The organism is Luteococcus peritonei, assembly GCF_039526385.1.
Taxonomy (GTDB): domain Bacteria; phylum Actinomycetota; class Actinomycetes; order Propionibacteriales; family Propionibacteriaceae; genus Luteococcus; species Luteococcus peritonei.
On the sequence record NZ_BAAAIX010000007.1, the window covers coordinates 57,809 to 71,887 of the forward strand.

Below are 14,079 nucleotides of genomic sequence, written 5' to 3' on the forward strand. Positions count from 1 at the left end.
GGGGGCGCCTGAACGGTCCCGTCGCACGTCATCCTGGAAGGCGACATCTGCATGGACCTGCGCGGCTACCTGACCCTGATCCGCAAGTACCTGCCCCTGATCCTGGCGGCCTCCCTGCTGGGTCTGCTGGGCGGCTTCGGCCTGTACGCCGCGACCCCCAAGAGCTATGCCGCCGACGTGCAGTTCTACGTCTCGACGCCGGTGCCGGACGGCACCAGCGCCCAGTCCGGCGGCCAGTTCGCCACCGGCCGGATGACCTCCTACGGGGAGCTGCTCAGCAGCCAGGAGCTCGGTGAGCGCGTGGTCAAGGCCGCCGGCCTGACCGACCTCAGTGGGCTGCAGGTGGCCAAGAAGATCACCGCCACCAGCTCGGTGGACTCGGTGCTGCTCAAGGCCACCGTGACCGACACCGACCCGCAGCGTGCCCTGGCCATCGCCCAGGGCATCGACAAGGTCTTCGGCCCGATGGTGGACAAGCTGGACAACACCGGTCGCACGGTGCCGATCGTGCAGATCAACACCGTCTCCGCGCCCAAGGTGAACCCCAACCCGGTGGCCCCCAAGCCCAAGATGAACCTGCTGCTCGGCCTGGCGCTGGGTCTGGGCCTCTCGCTCGCCTTCGCCGTGGTCCGCGAGCTGCTGGACCAGTCGGTGAAGAGCCCCGAGCAGGCCCGCGAGGTGGTGGGCGCCCCGGTGATCGGCACCATCCCGGCCGACAAGGCCAGCGACGACCGCCAGCTGCTGGTGGGATCCGACCGCACCACCGCGCGCGCCGAGGCCCACCGCCAGCTGCGCACCAACCTGGCCTTCCTGGACAGCGCCCGCAGCGCCAAGGTGATGGTCTTCACCTCGCCCGCCGGCGCCGACGGCACCTCCACGGTGGCCGCGAACACCGCCCTCGCCTTCGCCGAGGCAGGCGAGCGGGTCTGCCTGGTGGAGGGAGACCTGCGCAGCCCCGGTGCGCTGGCCGCCTTCGCCCGCTTCGGCAACGGCCTGGACCCCGAGGCGCTGACCGGTGACGGCCTGTCGGCCGTGCTGGCCGGCCGCGCCGAGCTGGGCGCCGTGCTGCGCACCTGGCGCAGCGAGAACACCAGCCTGGACCTGCTGGGCGCTGGACAGGTGCCCCCCAATGCCGCCGAGCTGCTGGCCTCGCCGCGCCTGGAGGCCACCCTGGCCGAGCTGCGCTCTCGCTACGACCGGGTCGTGGTGGACGCCCCGGCCCTGCTGCCGGTGGCCGATGCCTCCGTGCTGGCCGCCGCCGCGGACGGCGTCGTGCTGGTGGCGCGCAGCGGTCGCACCACCACCGCCCAGCTGCAGGCCGCCCGCTCCGCGCTGGAACCGATCCGCGCCCGCATCCTGGGCGTCGTGATGAACCGCGCCCGCACCGCGGGCAGGACCGCCGCGCGGCGCGGCTGAGCATGTCCACCTCCGTCCTGCCGGGTGCCCGGCCGGCGCCCAGCCGCCTGCGACGCGGGCTCGACGGCTGGCGCACCGCCGAGTGGCTGCTGGCCGCCTTCTGCATCGTGATGGTGGCCGCCCGGATCCGGCTCGGTGGTGGCCTGGTGGTCGCCGACCCGCTGGCCTGGCTGCTGGCGCCGCTCTGGCTGCCGGTGCTGCGGCGCTATCGCGGGGCCCGCACCCTGCTGGTGGTGGGCCTGGTGGCCTGCTGCGCCAGCTGGGTGCTCACCCGCTACGCCTCGGTGGACCACCACGTGAGCATGAAGCTCAACTCCCAGATCATCAAGGTCATCGCCTCCATGCTCACCGGCACCGGGCTGCTGCTCTGGGCCCGCGAGCACGTGCGGATGCCGCACCTGCTGGCCCTGTTCGGGATCGGCCTGCTGATCGCCGGGCCCTCGAGCGCCAAGCTGTTCGCGCAGAACCCGTGGAAGTTCGGCTTCTCCATCCCGGTGACCATCATCGTGGTGGGCCTGGTGGGCAGCCAGAAGCGGCCTCGGGCCACGCTCGGGGCGCTGGCCTTCTTCGGCCTGCTCTGCGTGCTCACCGACGCCCGCTCCAACCTGTCGGTGCTGCTGCTGACCATCGTGCTGATCGGGTGGCGGCTGATGCCCGGCGTGCGCTCCCGGCGCAGCACCGTGCTGGGCACCCTGTCCGCGCTGGCGGCCGTGGCGGCCGCCGCCTACTACGGACTGCAGGCCGCCATCCTGGACGGTGTGCTGGGCGAGGAGACCCGTGCCCGCTCCGAGGAGCAGCTGCGCACCTCCGGCAGCCTGCTGCTGGGCGGGCGCCCCGAGCTGGGTGCCTCGACGGCCCTGTTCCAGCACCGGCCGATGGGCTTCGGGGGCGGCACCTTCCTGAACTCGATCGACCTCACCGCCGCGAAGAACGGCATGGCCACCCTGGGCTATGACCCCAACAACGGCTACGTCGAGCGCTTCATGTTCGGCCGCGGCACCGAGCTGCACTCGGTCCTGTTCGACCTGTGGAGCTGGTGCGGCATCGCCGGCCTGGTCTTCGCCCTGCTGGTGGCGATCAACGTGCTGGTGATCCTGGGCCACCAGCTGAACCACTCGCCGGTCTCCGGCGCGGCGGTGGTCTTCGTGGCGCTGCTGACGCTGTGGAACCTGCCCTTCAGCCCTTGGTTGGCCTCGGTGCCGATCATGGTGCTGGTGCTGGCCGCCGGCCTGCCCAGACGGCCCTCCACCCTGCCGCAGCTGCGCCGCGAGTCACCCGACGAGGGCCTGGTCGACTACGTCTGACCCGGGCCGGGCAGCTGCCCCGGGCCTCAGGGCTGGCGCGGGCCCTCGAGCAGTTCCTGCTCCGCGATCTCCTCGCCGGGTTGCTGGTCGAAGGGGCCGTCGCCCTTCTCATCAGCACCGCGGCCCGGCGCCTGCGCCAGGGCTCGTCGCTCGGCGATGTCGCGGCGGACGTAGAACAGGTTGGGCAGCACCTGGCAGAGCACCACCGCGATGGAGGAGCCGATGATCGGGCCACCGGCGCCGATCCGGGTGGTGAGCCAGAAGCTGATGGCCAGGTTCACCGGCACCATGATGACGATCGGCAGCACCTGGAACTTCAGGCCCTTCTCGTCGGTCATGTACATGCCCAGCGGGTAGTTGGCCGCCTGGGTCACGACGAAGAAGGCGAAGCCGCCGATCAGCCACCAGCTCAGCACGATCTTGCCGTCGCTGAGCCAGTGCGAGATCCACGGGATCACTCCGGCCAGCGCCAGGCCGGAGGCCAGCCCGATGCCACTGAAGATCCAGGTGGTGCGCCAGGGGGTCACGACGCGGCCCTCGGCGCGGGCCTTGGCGTACATCGGCCACAGCGCCACACCGGCGGCGGTGATGGTCTGCACCAGCATCTGGAAGAACTGGCTGGACATGTTGTACTGCGCCAGCGCGTCGTCGTCGGCCAGGTGGCTGAGCAGCAGCCGGTCGGTCTGCATGGCGATCGGCAGGGCCATCATCTGCGCCAGCTGCGGCCAGGCCAGGCCCATGATGTCGGCATTGGGCACGGCGCGGGTGCGGGGCACGTCGCGCACCATGCGGCGGAAGTTCGGGCCCAGCGAGCGCCAGGCCAGCAGCAGGCAGATGGCGGCGGCCAGCGCATTGGCCACATAGGTGAGCACCGCGATGGCATTGCCGGCCGGCCAGCCGGTCCAGGCCAGCAGCACGATGCTGGCCAGCATGAAGGGGGCCACCACCAGGCCGCTGAGCACCTGCGCCTGCGGGCGTCCCAGCGCGATCACCATCCGCGGGAAGATGGTCATCGGCAGGGTGACGGCGAAGATGACCAGGCACCAGAAGGTGGTGACCCCGCCGCCGGGCAGCAGGCCCTTGCCCAGGATGGCGGGCCAGGCACCCAGCAGGGTGGGCAGCAGTCCCACCAGGATGATCACGCCGGCCGAGACCACCAGGTAGCGCAGGGCGGTGGTCAGCGTGCGCGCCATCTCGCGGTCCTCGCGCGGGTCCTCGGCCTGGCTGACGGCATTGATCACCACGGCGGCCATGCCGAGGCTGGCGAAGGGCAGCAGCGAGGGCAGCGAGGCCAGCAGGCCGTACTGCGCGTAGGCGGGCTTGCCGAAGTGGGCCAGGATCAGCTTGGTGTTGATCATGCCCAGCACGCCGCCGATGCCCATCACGATCACCTTGAGGCCCGCGGTGGAGCCGATGGTCACCCAGATGCTGCGCTGCTTCTTCACCGCCGGTGCGTCCGGCTGGGCTGCTGCGCCGTCGTCCCGGCGCGGCTGGCCGGCCTGCTGGTCTGTGCTGGAAATGGTGCTGCCCCCGTCGTCCTGCTGAAGGGCACCTCCCCGGCCGCGCCGTGCGACCGCATTCCCTGCCCGGCTGGACAATCTACTCCTCGACCGGCGGCCCGGTCCTGCTGGCGGAGGCCCAGCTTCTCAGCTCGGGCACACCTTCGGCACGACGACGGCGGCGCTCCCGGTGGGGAGCGCCGCCGTCGATGCCAGGTGCGGGTGGTTCAGTGCTTGCGCTGGTCGGCCAGCCAGGCCGCGCCCACGATGCCGGCGCTGTTGAGCAGCTTGGCCGGGACGATGGGGGTGTTCAGCTCGAGCAGCGGGAGGAACTTCTCCGACTTCTTGCTGACGCCGCCGCCCACCACGAACAGGTCGGGCCAGAAGAGCATCTCCATGGTCTCGTAGTAGCGCTGCAGGCGCTCGGCCCACTCCTTGTAGCTGAGGTCCTTGCGCTCCTTGACCGAGTGCGCCGCGCGGGTCTCCGCGTCCTTGCCGTCCACCTCGATGTGGCCCAGCTCGGTATTGGGCAGCAGGATGCCGTCGTTGATCACCGCGGTGCCGATGCCGGTGCCCAGGGTGGTGAGGATCACGACGCCCTCGGTGCCCTTGGCGGCGCCGTACTGCACCTCGGCCACACCCGCGGCATCCGCGTCGTTGACCAGGGTGATGGGGCGGCCCAGCTTCTTGGTGAAGAACTTCTCGGCCTCCAGGCCCTTCCAGCTCTCGTGCAGGTTGGCGATCATCGGCACCACGCCGTGGCGCACCGGCGCCGGGATGGTGATGCCCACCGGGCCGTCACCGATGGTCTTCGCGAAGTGGTCCACGATCTGGCCCACCACCTCCGCGACATTCTCCGGCGTCGACTCTTCGGGGGTGTCGATCCTGAAGCGCTCCTCGGAGAACTCGCCCTTGGCGAGGTCGACGGGCGCACCCTTGACGCCCGAACCGCCGATGTCGATGCCCAGCACTGTGCTCATGGGCCCCCACCCTAGGGCATCGTCCGCGGGCCGGACAGGCCGACCGGGGACCGGTCGCGGGGTGCTCTTAGGCACGGATGCCCGGGCCATGGCGGCCCGGGCATCCGGCGGGGTTCAACCCGTGGGGTTGTCTCAGGCGTCGACGCGCTCGTCGGTGCGGAAGCGGGTCTCCTGGAAGGGCTCGGCGGCGGGCGGGCTCGCGGCCTCGGTGTCGAAGACGCCGGGCTCCACGACCAGCTCCTCGGAGGCCGGCACCAGCATCTCGGTGCTGGGGGTACGGGTGGGCTCCACCGGGTGCACGGCGCGCAGGCCGTAGCCCAGGTTGTAGAGCTCCTCGAAGTAGCGCTTGGACTGCAGGCTCATCAGGGCGCTCACCATCAGCTGCATGCTGAGCACGCAGGCGGTGATGGCCAGGCCCTGCCAGCCCAGCTTGCCGAGGCAGGTGAGCACGACGGCCAGCACGCCCAGCACGAGCGCCGGGATCAGCGGCACCCAGAAGGGGCGCCACAGGTAGCCGTTGATCAGCTGGCGGTAGGTGGTCAGCCGGCTGGTGGTGCTGGTCAGCGCCGAGCGGCTGACCCGCTGCTCCAGGCCGGTCCAGTTCAGCGTGGCCGGGATCTCCTCGATCCGGGCCCGCAGGATCTGGGCCTTGTAGATGATCTCCACCATCACGTCGGGCCCCTCGGCCTTCAGCGAGAGCGAGCGGATGAAGGGGCCGTCGTAGGCGCGCACCATGCCGGTGAGCGTCTTGACGTCGTGGTAGCTGGTGAAGTTCAGGAACTTGTTGGCGGCCTGCGAGCGCACCGCCAGCGGCCTGGGCACCTGCACCGAGGCGCCGCCCTCCATGTAGGGGGAGGCGATCACGATGTGCGGGTGCGAGGCCTGCCAGGTGTCGATCAGCCGCGAGATGTCGTCGATGGAATAGCTCAGGTCGCAGTCCACGGCCAGCACCACGTCTCCGGTGGAGGCGGCGATGCCGGTGCGCATGCCGGCACCCAGGCCCGCATTGCGGCGGTGCGACAGGATGCGGACCGGTGTGCCGATCTTCTCCGCGGCCGCGGTGGCGGCCTCGAAGGTGGCGTCCGGGCTGCCGTCGTTGACCACGACGATCTCCCAGTCGATGTCCGCCTTGCTGCGCGACAGGCAGTCCAGCTGCTGCAAGGTGCGGGCGATGGTCGCCTCTTCCTTGTAGGCCGGCACGATGAAGGTGCCTTTCAGGCGCGCGCCCTGGTCGATCTTCCCCATGTGGATCCCCCCGAGATGCGGCCCCCCCGGACCACGTTCAACGCTGTTCAATCTATCCCCACCCGCGCGCTGGGTCGCAGCCGGACCGGTCGATTGATCACTTCCTCAGCTGATCGGCAGACCCGGCCCCAACATTTGAACCTGCCAGCCCTACACGGTGTTTGCGAGTCACCGAGATGCCTGCCTTCCCGCGCCGACGGGGCCGGCCTCAGGACTTCTGCAGCACGGCGGTGACCAGGTCGTCCAGCGGGTAGGGCGCCGCGGCGAAGCGGCCGACGCCGCGCAGCAGGCGCGCGGCCAGCCCGTGGTTGCTGGCCCCCACCTGCTGGCCCAGGACGGTGGACAGGCTGACCAGCTTGGGCGTGGGGCGCCAGGCCACCAGCTCCAGGCCGGCGTCGCAGGCCATCCGCGCCATGCCGGCGCGGGTGAACAGCCACAGCACCGACGGCGGGCTGAGCTGCTGCCACCGCGAGCCGGCCCAGCGGGCGGTGCGCGAGCCGACATCCCAGGTCTCACAGATCACGGTGCCGCCCTCCACCAGCCGCTCAGCCGCCTGCTGCAGGGCCAGACGCGGGTCGGCCAGGTGCTCCAGCACCTGGAAGAAGCAGACCGCGTCCAGCGGGCCGGCCACCTGGCAGAGCTCGCCCACCACCGGGTGGCCCTTGTCCCGCGCTCGCTGGGCTGCCCAGGCGGAGGTCTCGACGCCGGTGGCCTGCCAGCCGGCCTCGCGGGCCACGTCGAGGAAGAAGCCGGTGGCGGCGCCCACGTCGGCCAGGGTGCCGGGCTCGAGGATGCCGGGATGGGTGGAGCGGGCGGACTCCAGCCGGCGCAGCCGCTGCCGGGCGGTCAGCCGGTGCCAGCGCTCGTCGGCCTCGTAGTCGACATAGCCCGCGATCTCACCGCCCTGGACGAAGTAGTCGCGCGTGTACAGCTGCTCGGGCCGGGTGGGCAGCGGCGTGAGCTGGCCGGTGCCGCAGGCGCGGCACAGCCGGTAGTGGTGGGCCGGGTGCTGCCTCACGGCCAGCAGGGTGCTGGCCGTGCTCCGGCAGATGGTGCACTCAAACGACTCCGAGCTGTTCATGAGGGCTCCTTGGCTGGTGCGGCTGGGCTGCTTCGGGCTCCAGCCGGAGCAGCCACAGGGCTCCGGCCAGGGCGACAAGGATGCCGATGACGGTGAGCGGCATCATCCCCGCGCGGGGGAGCTCACCCATCAGCGTGACGCCGACGAGCGAGGGCAACAGGGTCTCCACCAGGTACATGGGCCCCAGGACCGTGGTGGCACTGCTGCGGGCCAGGCCGCGGGTCATCTGCACCTGGCCCAGCACGATGCCGACCCCGGTGAGCAGGCCCACCAGCCAGGTGCTGGCCGGCAGCTCCCAGAAGCGCCACAGCGGGTGGGCGGCGTCGCCGATCACCAGCCGGGCACCGATGGCGCCGAAGGAGAAGCCCACCCCCGCGAGCACGCCGAGCAGGGCGGGTGGCAGGGGCAGGGCCAGGCCCACCAGGCAGATGAGCGCGCAGCCCGCCATCAGCAGCTCGTGGGCGGGACGGATCGCCACCGCCGGGCCGGGCACCGTGGTGGGTCCCAGGATGGCCAGCCCCAGCAGCAACGCGACGAGCGCCAGCGCGTCTCGCCAGCCCAGTCGCCGGGCACCCGTGGCGTGCTGGATGGCGGCGGTGATTCCGAGGCCCACGTTGGCGCAGACCTGCACCACCATCAGCGGCAGGGTGCGCCGCGCGGCCAGGGTGAACAGGAAGCCGGCTGCCTGCAGCACGGTGCCGCTCCACCAGGTGCGCGAACGCAGGGCGCCGCGCTCGTCGCGCGAGCCGGCGTGCAGGTTGGCCCCGGCGAAACCGTAGGCGAGCACGCCCAGCACCAGGAAGACCCCGCTGAGCACGGCGGCGGCCACCTCAGGACCTCATCGGGCCGCGGGCCAGCGCTCGTCGATCTGCTCGACGATCATCCGGCTGGCACTGTGCTGCGGGTAGGGCAGCTCGCGCTGCTCCAGGGCGGCGCGCCAGACCGGCGCGTCCTCCCAGGCCTGCAGCATGGCGGGCACCGGATCCGCCTCGCCCAGCAGCCGGCACCAGGCGGGATCGCCGACCAGCAGCTCGGGACGTTCGGTGGAGTCGCGCACCACCAGCAGCGGGCGACGGAAGAGGCAGGCCTCCTCCTGCACGCCGCCGGAGTCGCTCACCAGCAGGCCGGCGGCGGCCTCCAGCCCGACGAAGGTGCGCGGCGGCTGCGGCTCGATGATCCGGGCAGCACCCAGCCGGTCGCGCAGGCCCCAGCGGTCCAGGTTCTTGGCGGTGTGGGGGTGCAGCGGCAGCACGACGGTGGTGCGCTCGGCCAGCGCTCCCAGCGCGGTGGCCAGGCGCTCCAGCTTGTCGCGGTCGTCGACGGTGCCGGCGCGGTGCACGGTGGACAGGACGTACTCGCCGTCGGCCAGGTCGAGGCGGTGCAGCAGCTCGGCGCGCTCCTCGGCGCCCGGGGCGACGGTGTCCATGGCGTCCAGCAGGGTGTTGCCGGTGACCACGATCCGCTCCTCGGCGACGCCCTCGTGGCGCAGCTGGTCGGCAGTGGCGTCCAGCGGGGTGCAGCACAGGTCGGCCACCTGGTCCACCAGGATCCGGTTGACCTCCTCGGGCATGGCGCGGTCATGGCTGCGCAGGCCCGCCTCCACGTGCACCAGCGGGGTGCCGGTGGCGCTGGCGGCCAGCCCGCCGGCGAGCGTGGAATTGGTGTCTCCCTGCACCACGACGGCGCGCACCGGCTGCTCGGTGAGGTAGCGGGTGAGCTCCATGGTGGCCAGGCCGATCTGTTCGCCGCGCGAGCGCCCACCGATGTCGATGTGGTCGGTGACCGTCACACCGGCCAGGTCGGCCAGCACGTTGTTCCACATCTGCTCGTCGTAGTGCTGGCCGGTGTGCACCACGCGGGCGCGGGGACCGAGCTCACGGGCGATCACCGCCAGCTTGATGGCCTCCGGACGGGTGCCGATGACCACCAGCACCTGGTCCGGTGTCGACTGGGCCGCTGCCACGTTCACGCCTTCCGGCCGCGGTGGAGCAGGTCGGTGCTGCGCTCGGCCACCGGGATGCCCTTGATGCTCTCGGCGTGCTCTCCGACGCCGACCAGCGTGTAGTGGCGGCGGAACTCGTTGATGATGAAGTCGAGCATCTCGCGCTTGTTCTCCAGCGGCATGGTCATGCCGGGGAAGAACTCCAGGCCGGGGGCGTCCTTGCCGTCGAGCAGGTCCAGCGGGTGCAGCAGCAGGCTGGGCTGGGTGCCGGTGGCCTTGCAGAAGGCCAGGGCGGCGCGGATGTAGGCCTTGGCGACGGGCATCGAGTAGCCGGACAGGTAGATCACGTAGGAGGCGTGGATCGGCACCCGCACCAGCGGGAAGACCGTCACGGGCACCTCCGTGAGCTGGACGGCGGGGCTGGTGGTGCCGCCGGCGCCGTGCTGGCAGGGCGCCTTCCAGGTGAAGGGCTTGTTGGGCAGGGCGGCATCCCACAGCGAGCCGAACAGGGCCTTGCGGTCCTCGCGCTCGGCCTTGGTGAGCTCCTTGTTGGTGCGCAGGTAGTACTGCCGGGCGAAGGGGCCGATCCAGGTGGCCAGCACCGAGCAGTCGTAGTCGTAGTCCAGCTCCACCAGGGCGCGCATCAGGTCGGGCGACATGGCGAAGCCGGGGGCGCGGAAGCCGCGCGGCTTGGGTGCGCCGGCGGCCTCGATGGCCTCCTCGGTGCGCTTCAGCTCGTCGCGCAGCTGCTGCGGCGAGTACAGGTGCAACCAGGGCTCGTGCTCGTAGGAGTGGGAGCCGATCTCGCAGCCGAACTGGCTCATGGCCTGCACGAAGTCGGGGCCGTCCGCGGCGGCGGCGTCGGCACCCACCACGAAGACGGTGGGCTTGATGTCATGGGCGCCGAAGGCGTCGGCCATGCGCTCGGTGAGCACCGGGAGGTAGCTGGGGCGCTCCACCCAGTCGGCATCGCCGTGGGTGCGCTTGTAGCTCCAGAAGTTGTCGGCGTCGAGGCCGATGCTGGCGATTGGCTTGGTCATTTCGTGTCCCCCTGGGTCGGTGCCAGGGCCTCGTCGGCCATGGCGAGGGAGCCCTCGACGTTCAGGGTTCCCGTGGTGTTCTGGGCGGTGCTGACGACGTGCACGCCGTCCACCGAGGTCTGGTACGGAAGCGGGCGGCCGGCGCCCGGCAGGGGCAGCGGCACCACGTGGCGGGCGCGGTTGATCGAGCTGGCCACCGGCGTGATGGTCCGGCCCGGGAAGCAGCTGCGCAGGGCGGCCAGCAGCCGCTCGGTCAGCTCCTCGTCGGAGGCGTCGAACCAGGCGTCGTCGCTGGCGCAGTAGTGGGGCAGGTAGACCAGCTTCGCGCCGCCGGTGGCGTCCTCGGCCATCAGTGCGTGCATGCCGATGACGCCGGTGAGGCCGACGTCATCGGTGAGGTAGGTGATGTAGGAGTCGTTGGGTGCCTGCTCCAGCAGGAGGGTGCCGCAGACCACGCCCAGGTAGGGCGCCTCGGTGAGCTGGCGGCCCTCGGCCTCGGTGAGCTGGGGCACCAAGCGCTTCGCGACGGGGCCGGGGGCGGTGACGAAGACCCGGTCACCGGTGAGCACGCGGCCGTCCTCCAGCTCGACGGCCACCCGCGCCCCGGGGGCCTCGGGCGAGGAGCTCACCCGGGTGGCATTGGCGCCGGTGAGCACCTCGCCACCCAGCTCCACGAGCCGGGTGCGCATGGCCTCGAAGACCGGGCCGTAGCCGGCGGGCAGGACGCCGAAGCGGTCGCCGGCACCCTTGAGGCGGGCCTGCACCAGGCGACGGAAGGTGGAGACCATGAAGCCGGCCGAGACCTGGTCTGCCTGGGTGCCCAGCTTGGCGCGCAGGATGGGCCACCAGAAGGCCTCGAGCGCGGACCGTCCGGCGGTGGCGCCCAGCCACTTCACGGCGGTCATCCGGTTGGCCACCGGCATCGGCAGCGCCAGGGAGGCGGCGATCGAAGCGCCGATCCGGGCCCGGTCGGCCAGCTTGAGCATGGGCAGCGTGGCCATCTCCACCAGGCTGGTGGCCGGGTACTGCTTGCCCTGGTTGATGATCTCGGCCGGGGCCGAGGTCCAGCGGATGGTGTCCTTGAGGCCCAGCTCGTCGAGCAGGGCCAGGACGTGCTCGTCGGACTCCAGGATCACGTGGTAGAAGCGGTCCACCTCGAAGCTCTGCCCGTTCACCTCGAAGGTCTCGTTGGCGGTCAGCCCGCCCAGCTCCGGGTTCTTGTCCACCAGTGTCACCCGGTGCCCGGCCTGCGCCCCACGCAGCGCCAGGTAGGTGCCGGTGGCCCCGCCCCCGACGACGATCCATTCCTGTGCCATTCGTTCCCCCAACGATTGGTTCTGGTCCGACCCTATGACCTGAAGGTGACAGGAAGCTGAGTGAGGGGGCTCTGGCTGAGGTGGGCGGAGGGCTTCTTCAAGGATTCTGCAGGATGTCAGACCGTGTGGCCGCCATGCCGCGGACATGTGAAGATGGGTGGACCACGGGGGACAGTCGGGCGCGTGCGCCCGGCACGAGGGGATCAGATGGCCAGCACTCAGCACCAGGGGCGTGACGCCCACGCGGTGGCCAGGGAATGGGCGGCAGCGACCGCCTTCGCCCTGTCCGTCTACTACTGCTGGGCGGTGACGAGCGGCCTGGCGAACCTGGACGGGCCGGGCGGTGAGCACGGCTTCGACTTCCGCGACACCGTCTGGATGCCGCTGCGTGACTTCCTGGCCGGCGGCGTGCCCTGGGACGTGGACTACTACCTCACCAAGTTCCCCTATGCCCAGAACTTCCCGCTCTACACCCCCTCCTACTGGTGGTTCATGGCTCCCTTCCTGGTGATGCCCTACCGCCTGGGTGCTGGTGCCTGGGCCGTGCTGGCGGTCTACGCCCTGGTCTGGTTGGTCCACCGCAGCCTGAGGCTGATCGCACCCCGCCTGCTGGCCGAGCAGCCGTGGCTGGTGGCCGTCGGCAGCGTGGTGCTGTGCATGACCCGTCCGGGTCGCGCCGGCATCCTGTCGTGCAACTGGGCGGTCTTCTGCGCGGTGGCCGCGGGCGTGCTGCTGATGCCGATCGTGCGGCGCTGGGCCGTCGTCGGCCTGGTGATGACCGCCCTGGTGAAGCCACAGGCCGGACTCGCCGCCCTTGTCGAGCAGGTCGTGCTGCGCCGGGGACGGCAGGTGGCCACCGCGGTCGGGCTGTCCGTCCTGCTCTCGCTGCCGATCGGGATCATCACCCTGGTGCGGCTGGGCGGCCTTGACCGCGCCATGGAGGTGCTGCGCAAGGTCCTGGCGGTGGGCGACGGTCCGGGCACCGGCCCGGGCGAGCACAGCTCCACCCGGATCGACCTCTACGGCACCGTGGGCCACGTGATCGGGTCGGCCCCGCCCGGCTGGGTGGCGCTGCTCTGCCTGCTCGTCTCCGGTGCCCTCACCCTGGGTGTCCAGGCCTGGGCGGTGCGCCGCGTCGCCTGGTCGGACCCCTGGTTCCTGCTGGCCGGCGGCCTGGGGCTGTGCCTGGTGCTGCCCAACCAGATCTACTCGGTGCCGGTGCTGGTGCCGGCCCTGGTGGCCCTGGTGCTGGCCTTCTGGCGTGCCGACGAGTGGCGCGGACGCCTGCTGCCCGGCCTGGCGCTGGCGCTGCTGGCGGTGCCCTTCGCCAACACCGGTCCCGCCTTCTCGATCCTGGGCATGGACAACCGCCAGGCCAACATCGTGACCGGTCTGGCCCTGTTCGCGGCGGCCGTCCTGGCCGCCGTCCAGCTGCTGCGTGGCCGTGGCCTGCCGGCGGTGCGAGGCGAGGGCTGGCCCGCCACGCGCGAGCCCGTAGTGGTCCACGCCCGTCCGGCCGTCCTGCCCGCCGAGCACCCGGAGGTGCAGCCGGTGGTGGATCCCGAGGAGACCGTCTCCCCGGAGATCGCCGCGGCGGAGTCCGACGAGCAGAGCCTGGCCCGCGACCTGCTGGGCCCCGTTCGGGCCGTCAAGGCTGAGAAAGGACGCCCCTATGGCTTGGACGAACGCTCACATTTGGTCGCTGCGCTCGTCCTCGTACGCTCTGACCGCCGGGTGAGAGCGGAAGGAATCGCCAAGGTAGCTATAGGTGAGGTCGAAGCTCGGAAGTTGCCGAACCGGACGTTGCGCCTCCGCGCGTAGCTTGACCCATGTGGGTAAGCGAGTTGCCAAGGATTCGTAGTCGAGAAGCTGACTTGGACTGCCGAGAAAGATCTGCGTGTTGCCGCTTCCGTCATGTGACCCTCTCCCCAGCTGCGACTCGATATAGCCCAGTGCGCGGTCAGCCAGATCTCCGAGTTCAAGATCCAGCGCGAAGAGGTCAAGGACCCAGCGTTTTCCACTGTGGGTGAAATGCAGGGTCCCGGCTGGCGGAGTGAATTGACGGAGGGCCGCGTACCGTCCTCCCGCCTTGAAGCTCAATGTCTCACCGCCGGAAATCGTCCAATCCGTGATTGTGTGAGCCCCATCGAGAAGGAGATGATCGATGTACTCGTCCACGTGTTCAATGGGATTCCGCACCTTTGAGACCTCGAACAGGTAGGCGTCCTCAGCGACTTGAAGGGCAGCGCGGAGGCG

Annotated in this window: 11 protein-coding genes; 3 read left to right on the forward strand and 8 right to left on the reverse strand. The window is 71.0% G+C overall.

The window, feature by feature from the left end; translation table 11 throughout:
* Window positions 1–51: 51 nt before the first annotated feature.
* Both ABD073_RS02670 and ABD073_RS02675 read left to right on the forward strand, forming a co-directional pair.
* The gene (locus ABD073_RS02670; protein WP_343872217.1) at window positions 52–1,416 is read left to right on the forward strand and encodes a tyrosine-protein kinase domain-containing protein; all 1,365 of its coding nucleotides are present in this window, start codon (window positions 52–54) and stop codon (window positions 1,414–1,416) included.
* 2 nt (window positions 1,417–1,418) lie between these two features.
* A complete protein-coding gene (locus tag ABD073_RS02675) occupies window positions 1,419–2,720 on the forward strand; it encodes a hypothetical protein (protein WP_343872218.1) in 1,302 nt (433 codons plus the stop codon).
* A gap of 26 nt (window positions 2,721–2,746) precedes the next feature.
* Here the strand turns inward: ABD073_RS02675 and ABD073_RS02680 are convergent, their stop codons facing one another.
* The 8 genes from ABD073_RS02680 to ABD073_RS02715 all read right to left on the reverse strand — a co-directional run bounded on the left by ABD073_RS02680 (window position 2,747) and on the right by ABD073_RS02715 (window position 11,823).
* Window positions 2,747–4,165: a lipopolysaccharide biosynthesis protein gene (locus ABD073_RS02680; protein WP_343872219.1), complete on the reverse strand. Its 1,419-nt coding sequence runs from the start codon at window positions 4,163–4,165 to the stop codon at window positions 2,747–2,749.
* Window positions 4,166–4,446: 281 nt separating this feature from the next.
* Complete coding sequence (gene ppgK, locus ABD073_RS02685) at window positions 4,447–5,199, reverse strand: polyphosphate--glucose phosphotransferase (RefSeq protein ID WP_343872220.1); 753 nt, start codon at window positions 5,197–5,199, stop codon at window positions 4,447–4,449.
* A 132-nt stretch (window positions 5,200–5,331) separates the two neighbouring features.
* The gene (locus tag ABD073_RS02690; RefSeq protein WP_343872221.1) at window positions 5,332–6,444 is read right to left on the reverse strand and encodes a glycosyltransferase family 2 protein; all 1,113 of its coding nucleotides are present in this window, start codon (window positions 6,442–6,444) and stop codon (window positions 5,332–5,334) included.
* Window positions 6,445–6,652: 208 nt separating this feature from the next.
* A complete protein-coding gene (locus tag ABD073_RS02695; protein ID WP_343872222.1) occupies window positions 6,653–7,525 on the reverse strand; it encodes a class I SAM-dependent methyltransferase in 873 nt (290 codons plus the stop codon).
* Entirely contained in the window at window positions 7,503–8,354 is an 852-nt protein-coding gene (locus ABD073_RS02700; protein ID WP_343872223.1) for a hypothetical protein, read from the reverse strand. The genes ABD073_RS02695 and ABD073_RS02700 overlap by 23 nt, the downstream gene beginning before the upstream one ends.
* A gap of 9 nt (window positions 8,355–8,363) precedes the next feature.
* Complete coding sequence (gene wecB, locus ABD073_RS02705) at window positions 8,364–9,488, reverse strand: non-hydrolyzing UDP-N-acetylglucosamine 2-epimerase (protein ID WP_343872224.1); 1,125 nt, start codon at window positions 9,486–9,488, stop codon at window positions 8,364–8,366.
* 2 nt (window positions 9,489–9,490) lie between these two features.
* Window positions 9,491–10,507 carry a polysaccharide deacetylase family protein gene (locus tag ABD073_RS02710; protein ID WP_343872225.1) on the reverse strand — a complete coding sequence of 339 codons (1,017 nt, stop codon included), beginning with the start codon at window positions 10,505–10,507 and terminating at the stop codon, window positions 9,491–9,493.
* Window positions 10,504–11,823: an FAD-dependent oxidoreductase gene (locus ABD073_RS02715; protein ID WP_343872226.1), complete on the reverse strand. Its 1,320-nt coding sequence runs from the start codon at window positions 11,821–11,823 to the stop codon at window positions 10,504–10,506. The genes ABD073_RS02710 and ABD073_RS02715 overlap by 4 nt, the downstream gene beginning before the upstream one ends.
* Before the next feature lie 207 nt (window positions 11,824–12,030).
* On the opposite strand from ABD073_RS02715, the gene ABD073_RS02720 reads away from it, so the two are divergent.
* Window positions 12,031–13,644, forward strand: coding sequence for a glycosyltransferase family 87 protein (locus tag ABD073_RS02720; protein ID WP_343872227.1), 1,614 nt, complete (start codon window positions 12,031–12,033; stop codon window positions 13,642–13,644).
* Window positions 13,645–14,079: the final 435 nt, after the last annotated feature.

Coding starts and splice junctions, on each gene's coding strand:
- ABD073_RS02710 (WP_343872225.1), bottom strand. CDS start 10,507: ATGACCAAGCCAATCGCCAGCATCGGCCTCGACGCCGACAACTTCTGG.
- ABD073_RS02670 (WP_343872217.1), top strand. CDS start 52: ATGGACCTGCGCGGCTACCTGACCCTGATCCGCAAGTACCTGCCCCTG.
- ABD073_RS02690 (WP_343872221.1), bottom strand. CDS start 6,444: ATGGGGAAGATCGACCAGGGCGCGCGCCTGAAAGGCACCTTCATCGTG.
- ABD073_RS02695 (WP_343872222.1), bottom strand. CDS start 7,525: ATGAACAGCTCGGAGTCGTTTGAGTGCACCATCTGCCGGAGCACGGCC.
- ABD073_RS02715 (WP_343872226.1), bottom strand. CDS start 11,823: ATGGCACAGGAATGGATCGTCGTCGGGGGCGGGGCCACCGGCACCTAC.
- ABD073_RS02720 (WP_343872227.1), top strand. CDS start 12,031: ATGGCCAGCACTCAGCACCAGGGGCGTGACGCCCACGCGGTGGCCAGG.
- ppgK (WP_343872220.1), bottom strand. CDS start 5,199: ATGAGCACAGTGCTGGGCATCGACATCGGCGGTTCGGGCGTCAAGGGT.
- ABD073_RS02675 (WP_343872218.1), top strand. CDS start 1,419: ATGTCCACCTCCGTCCTGCCGGGTGCCCGGCCGGCGCCCAGCCGCCTG.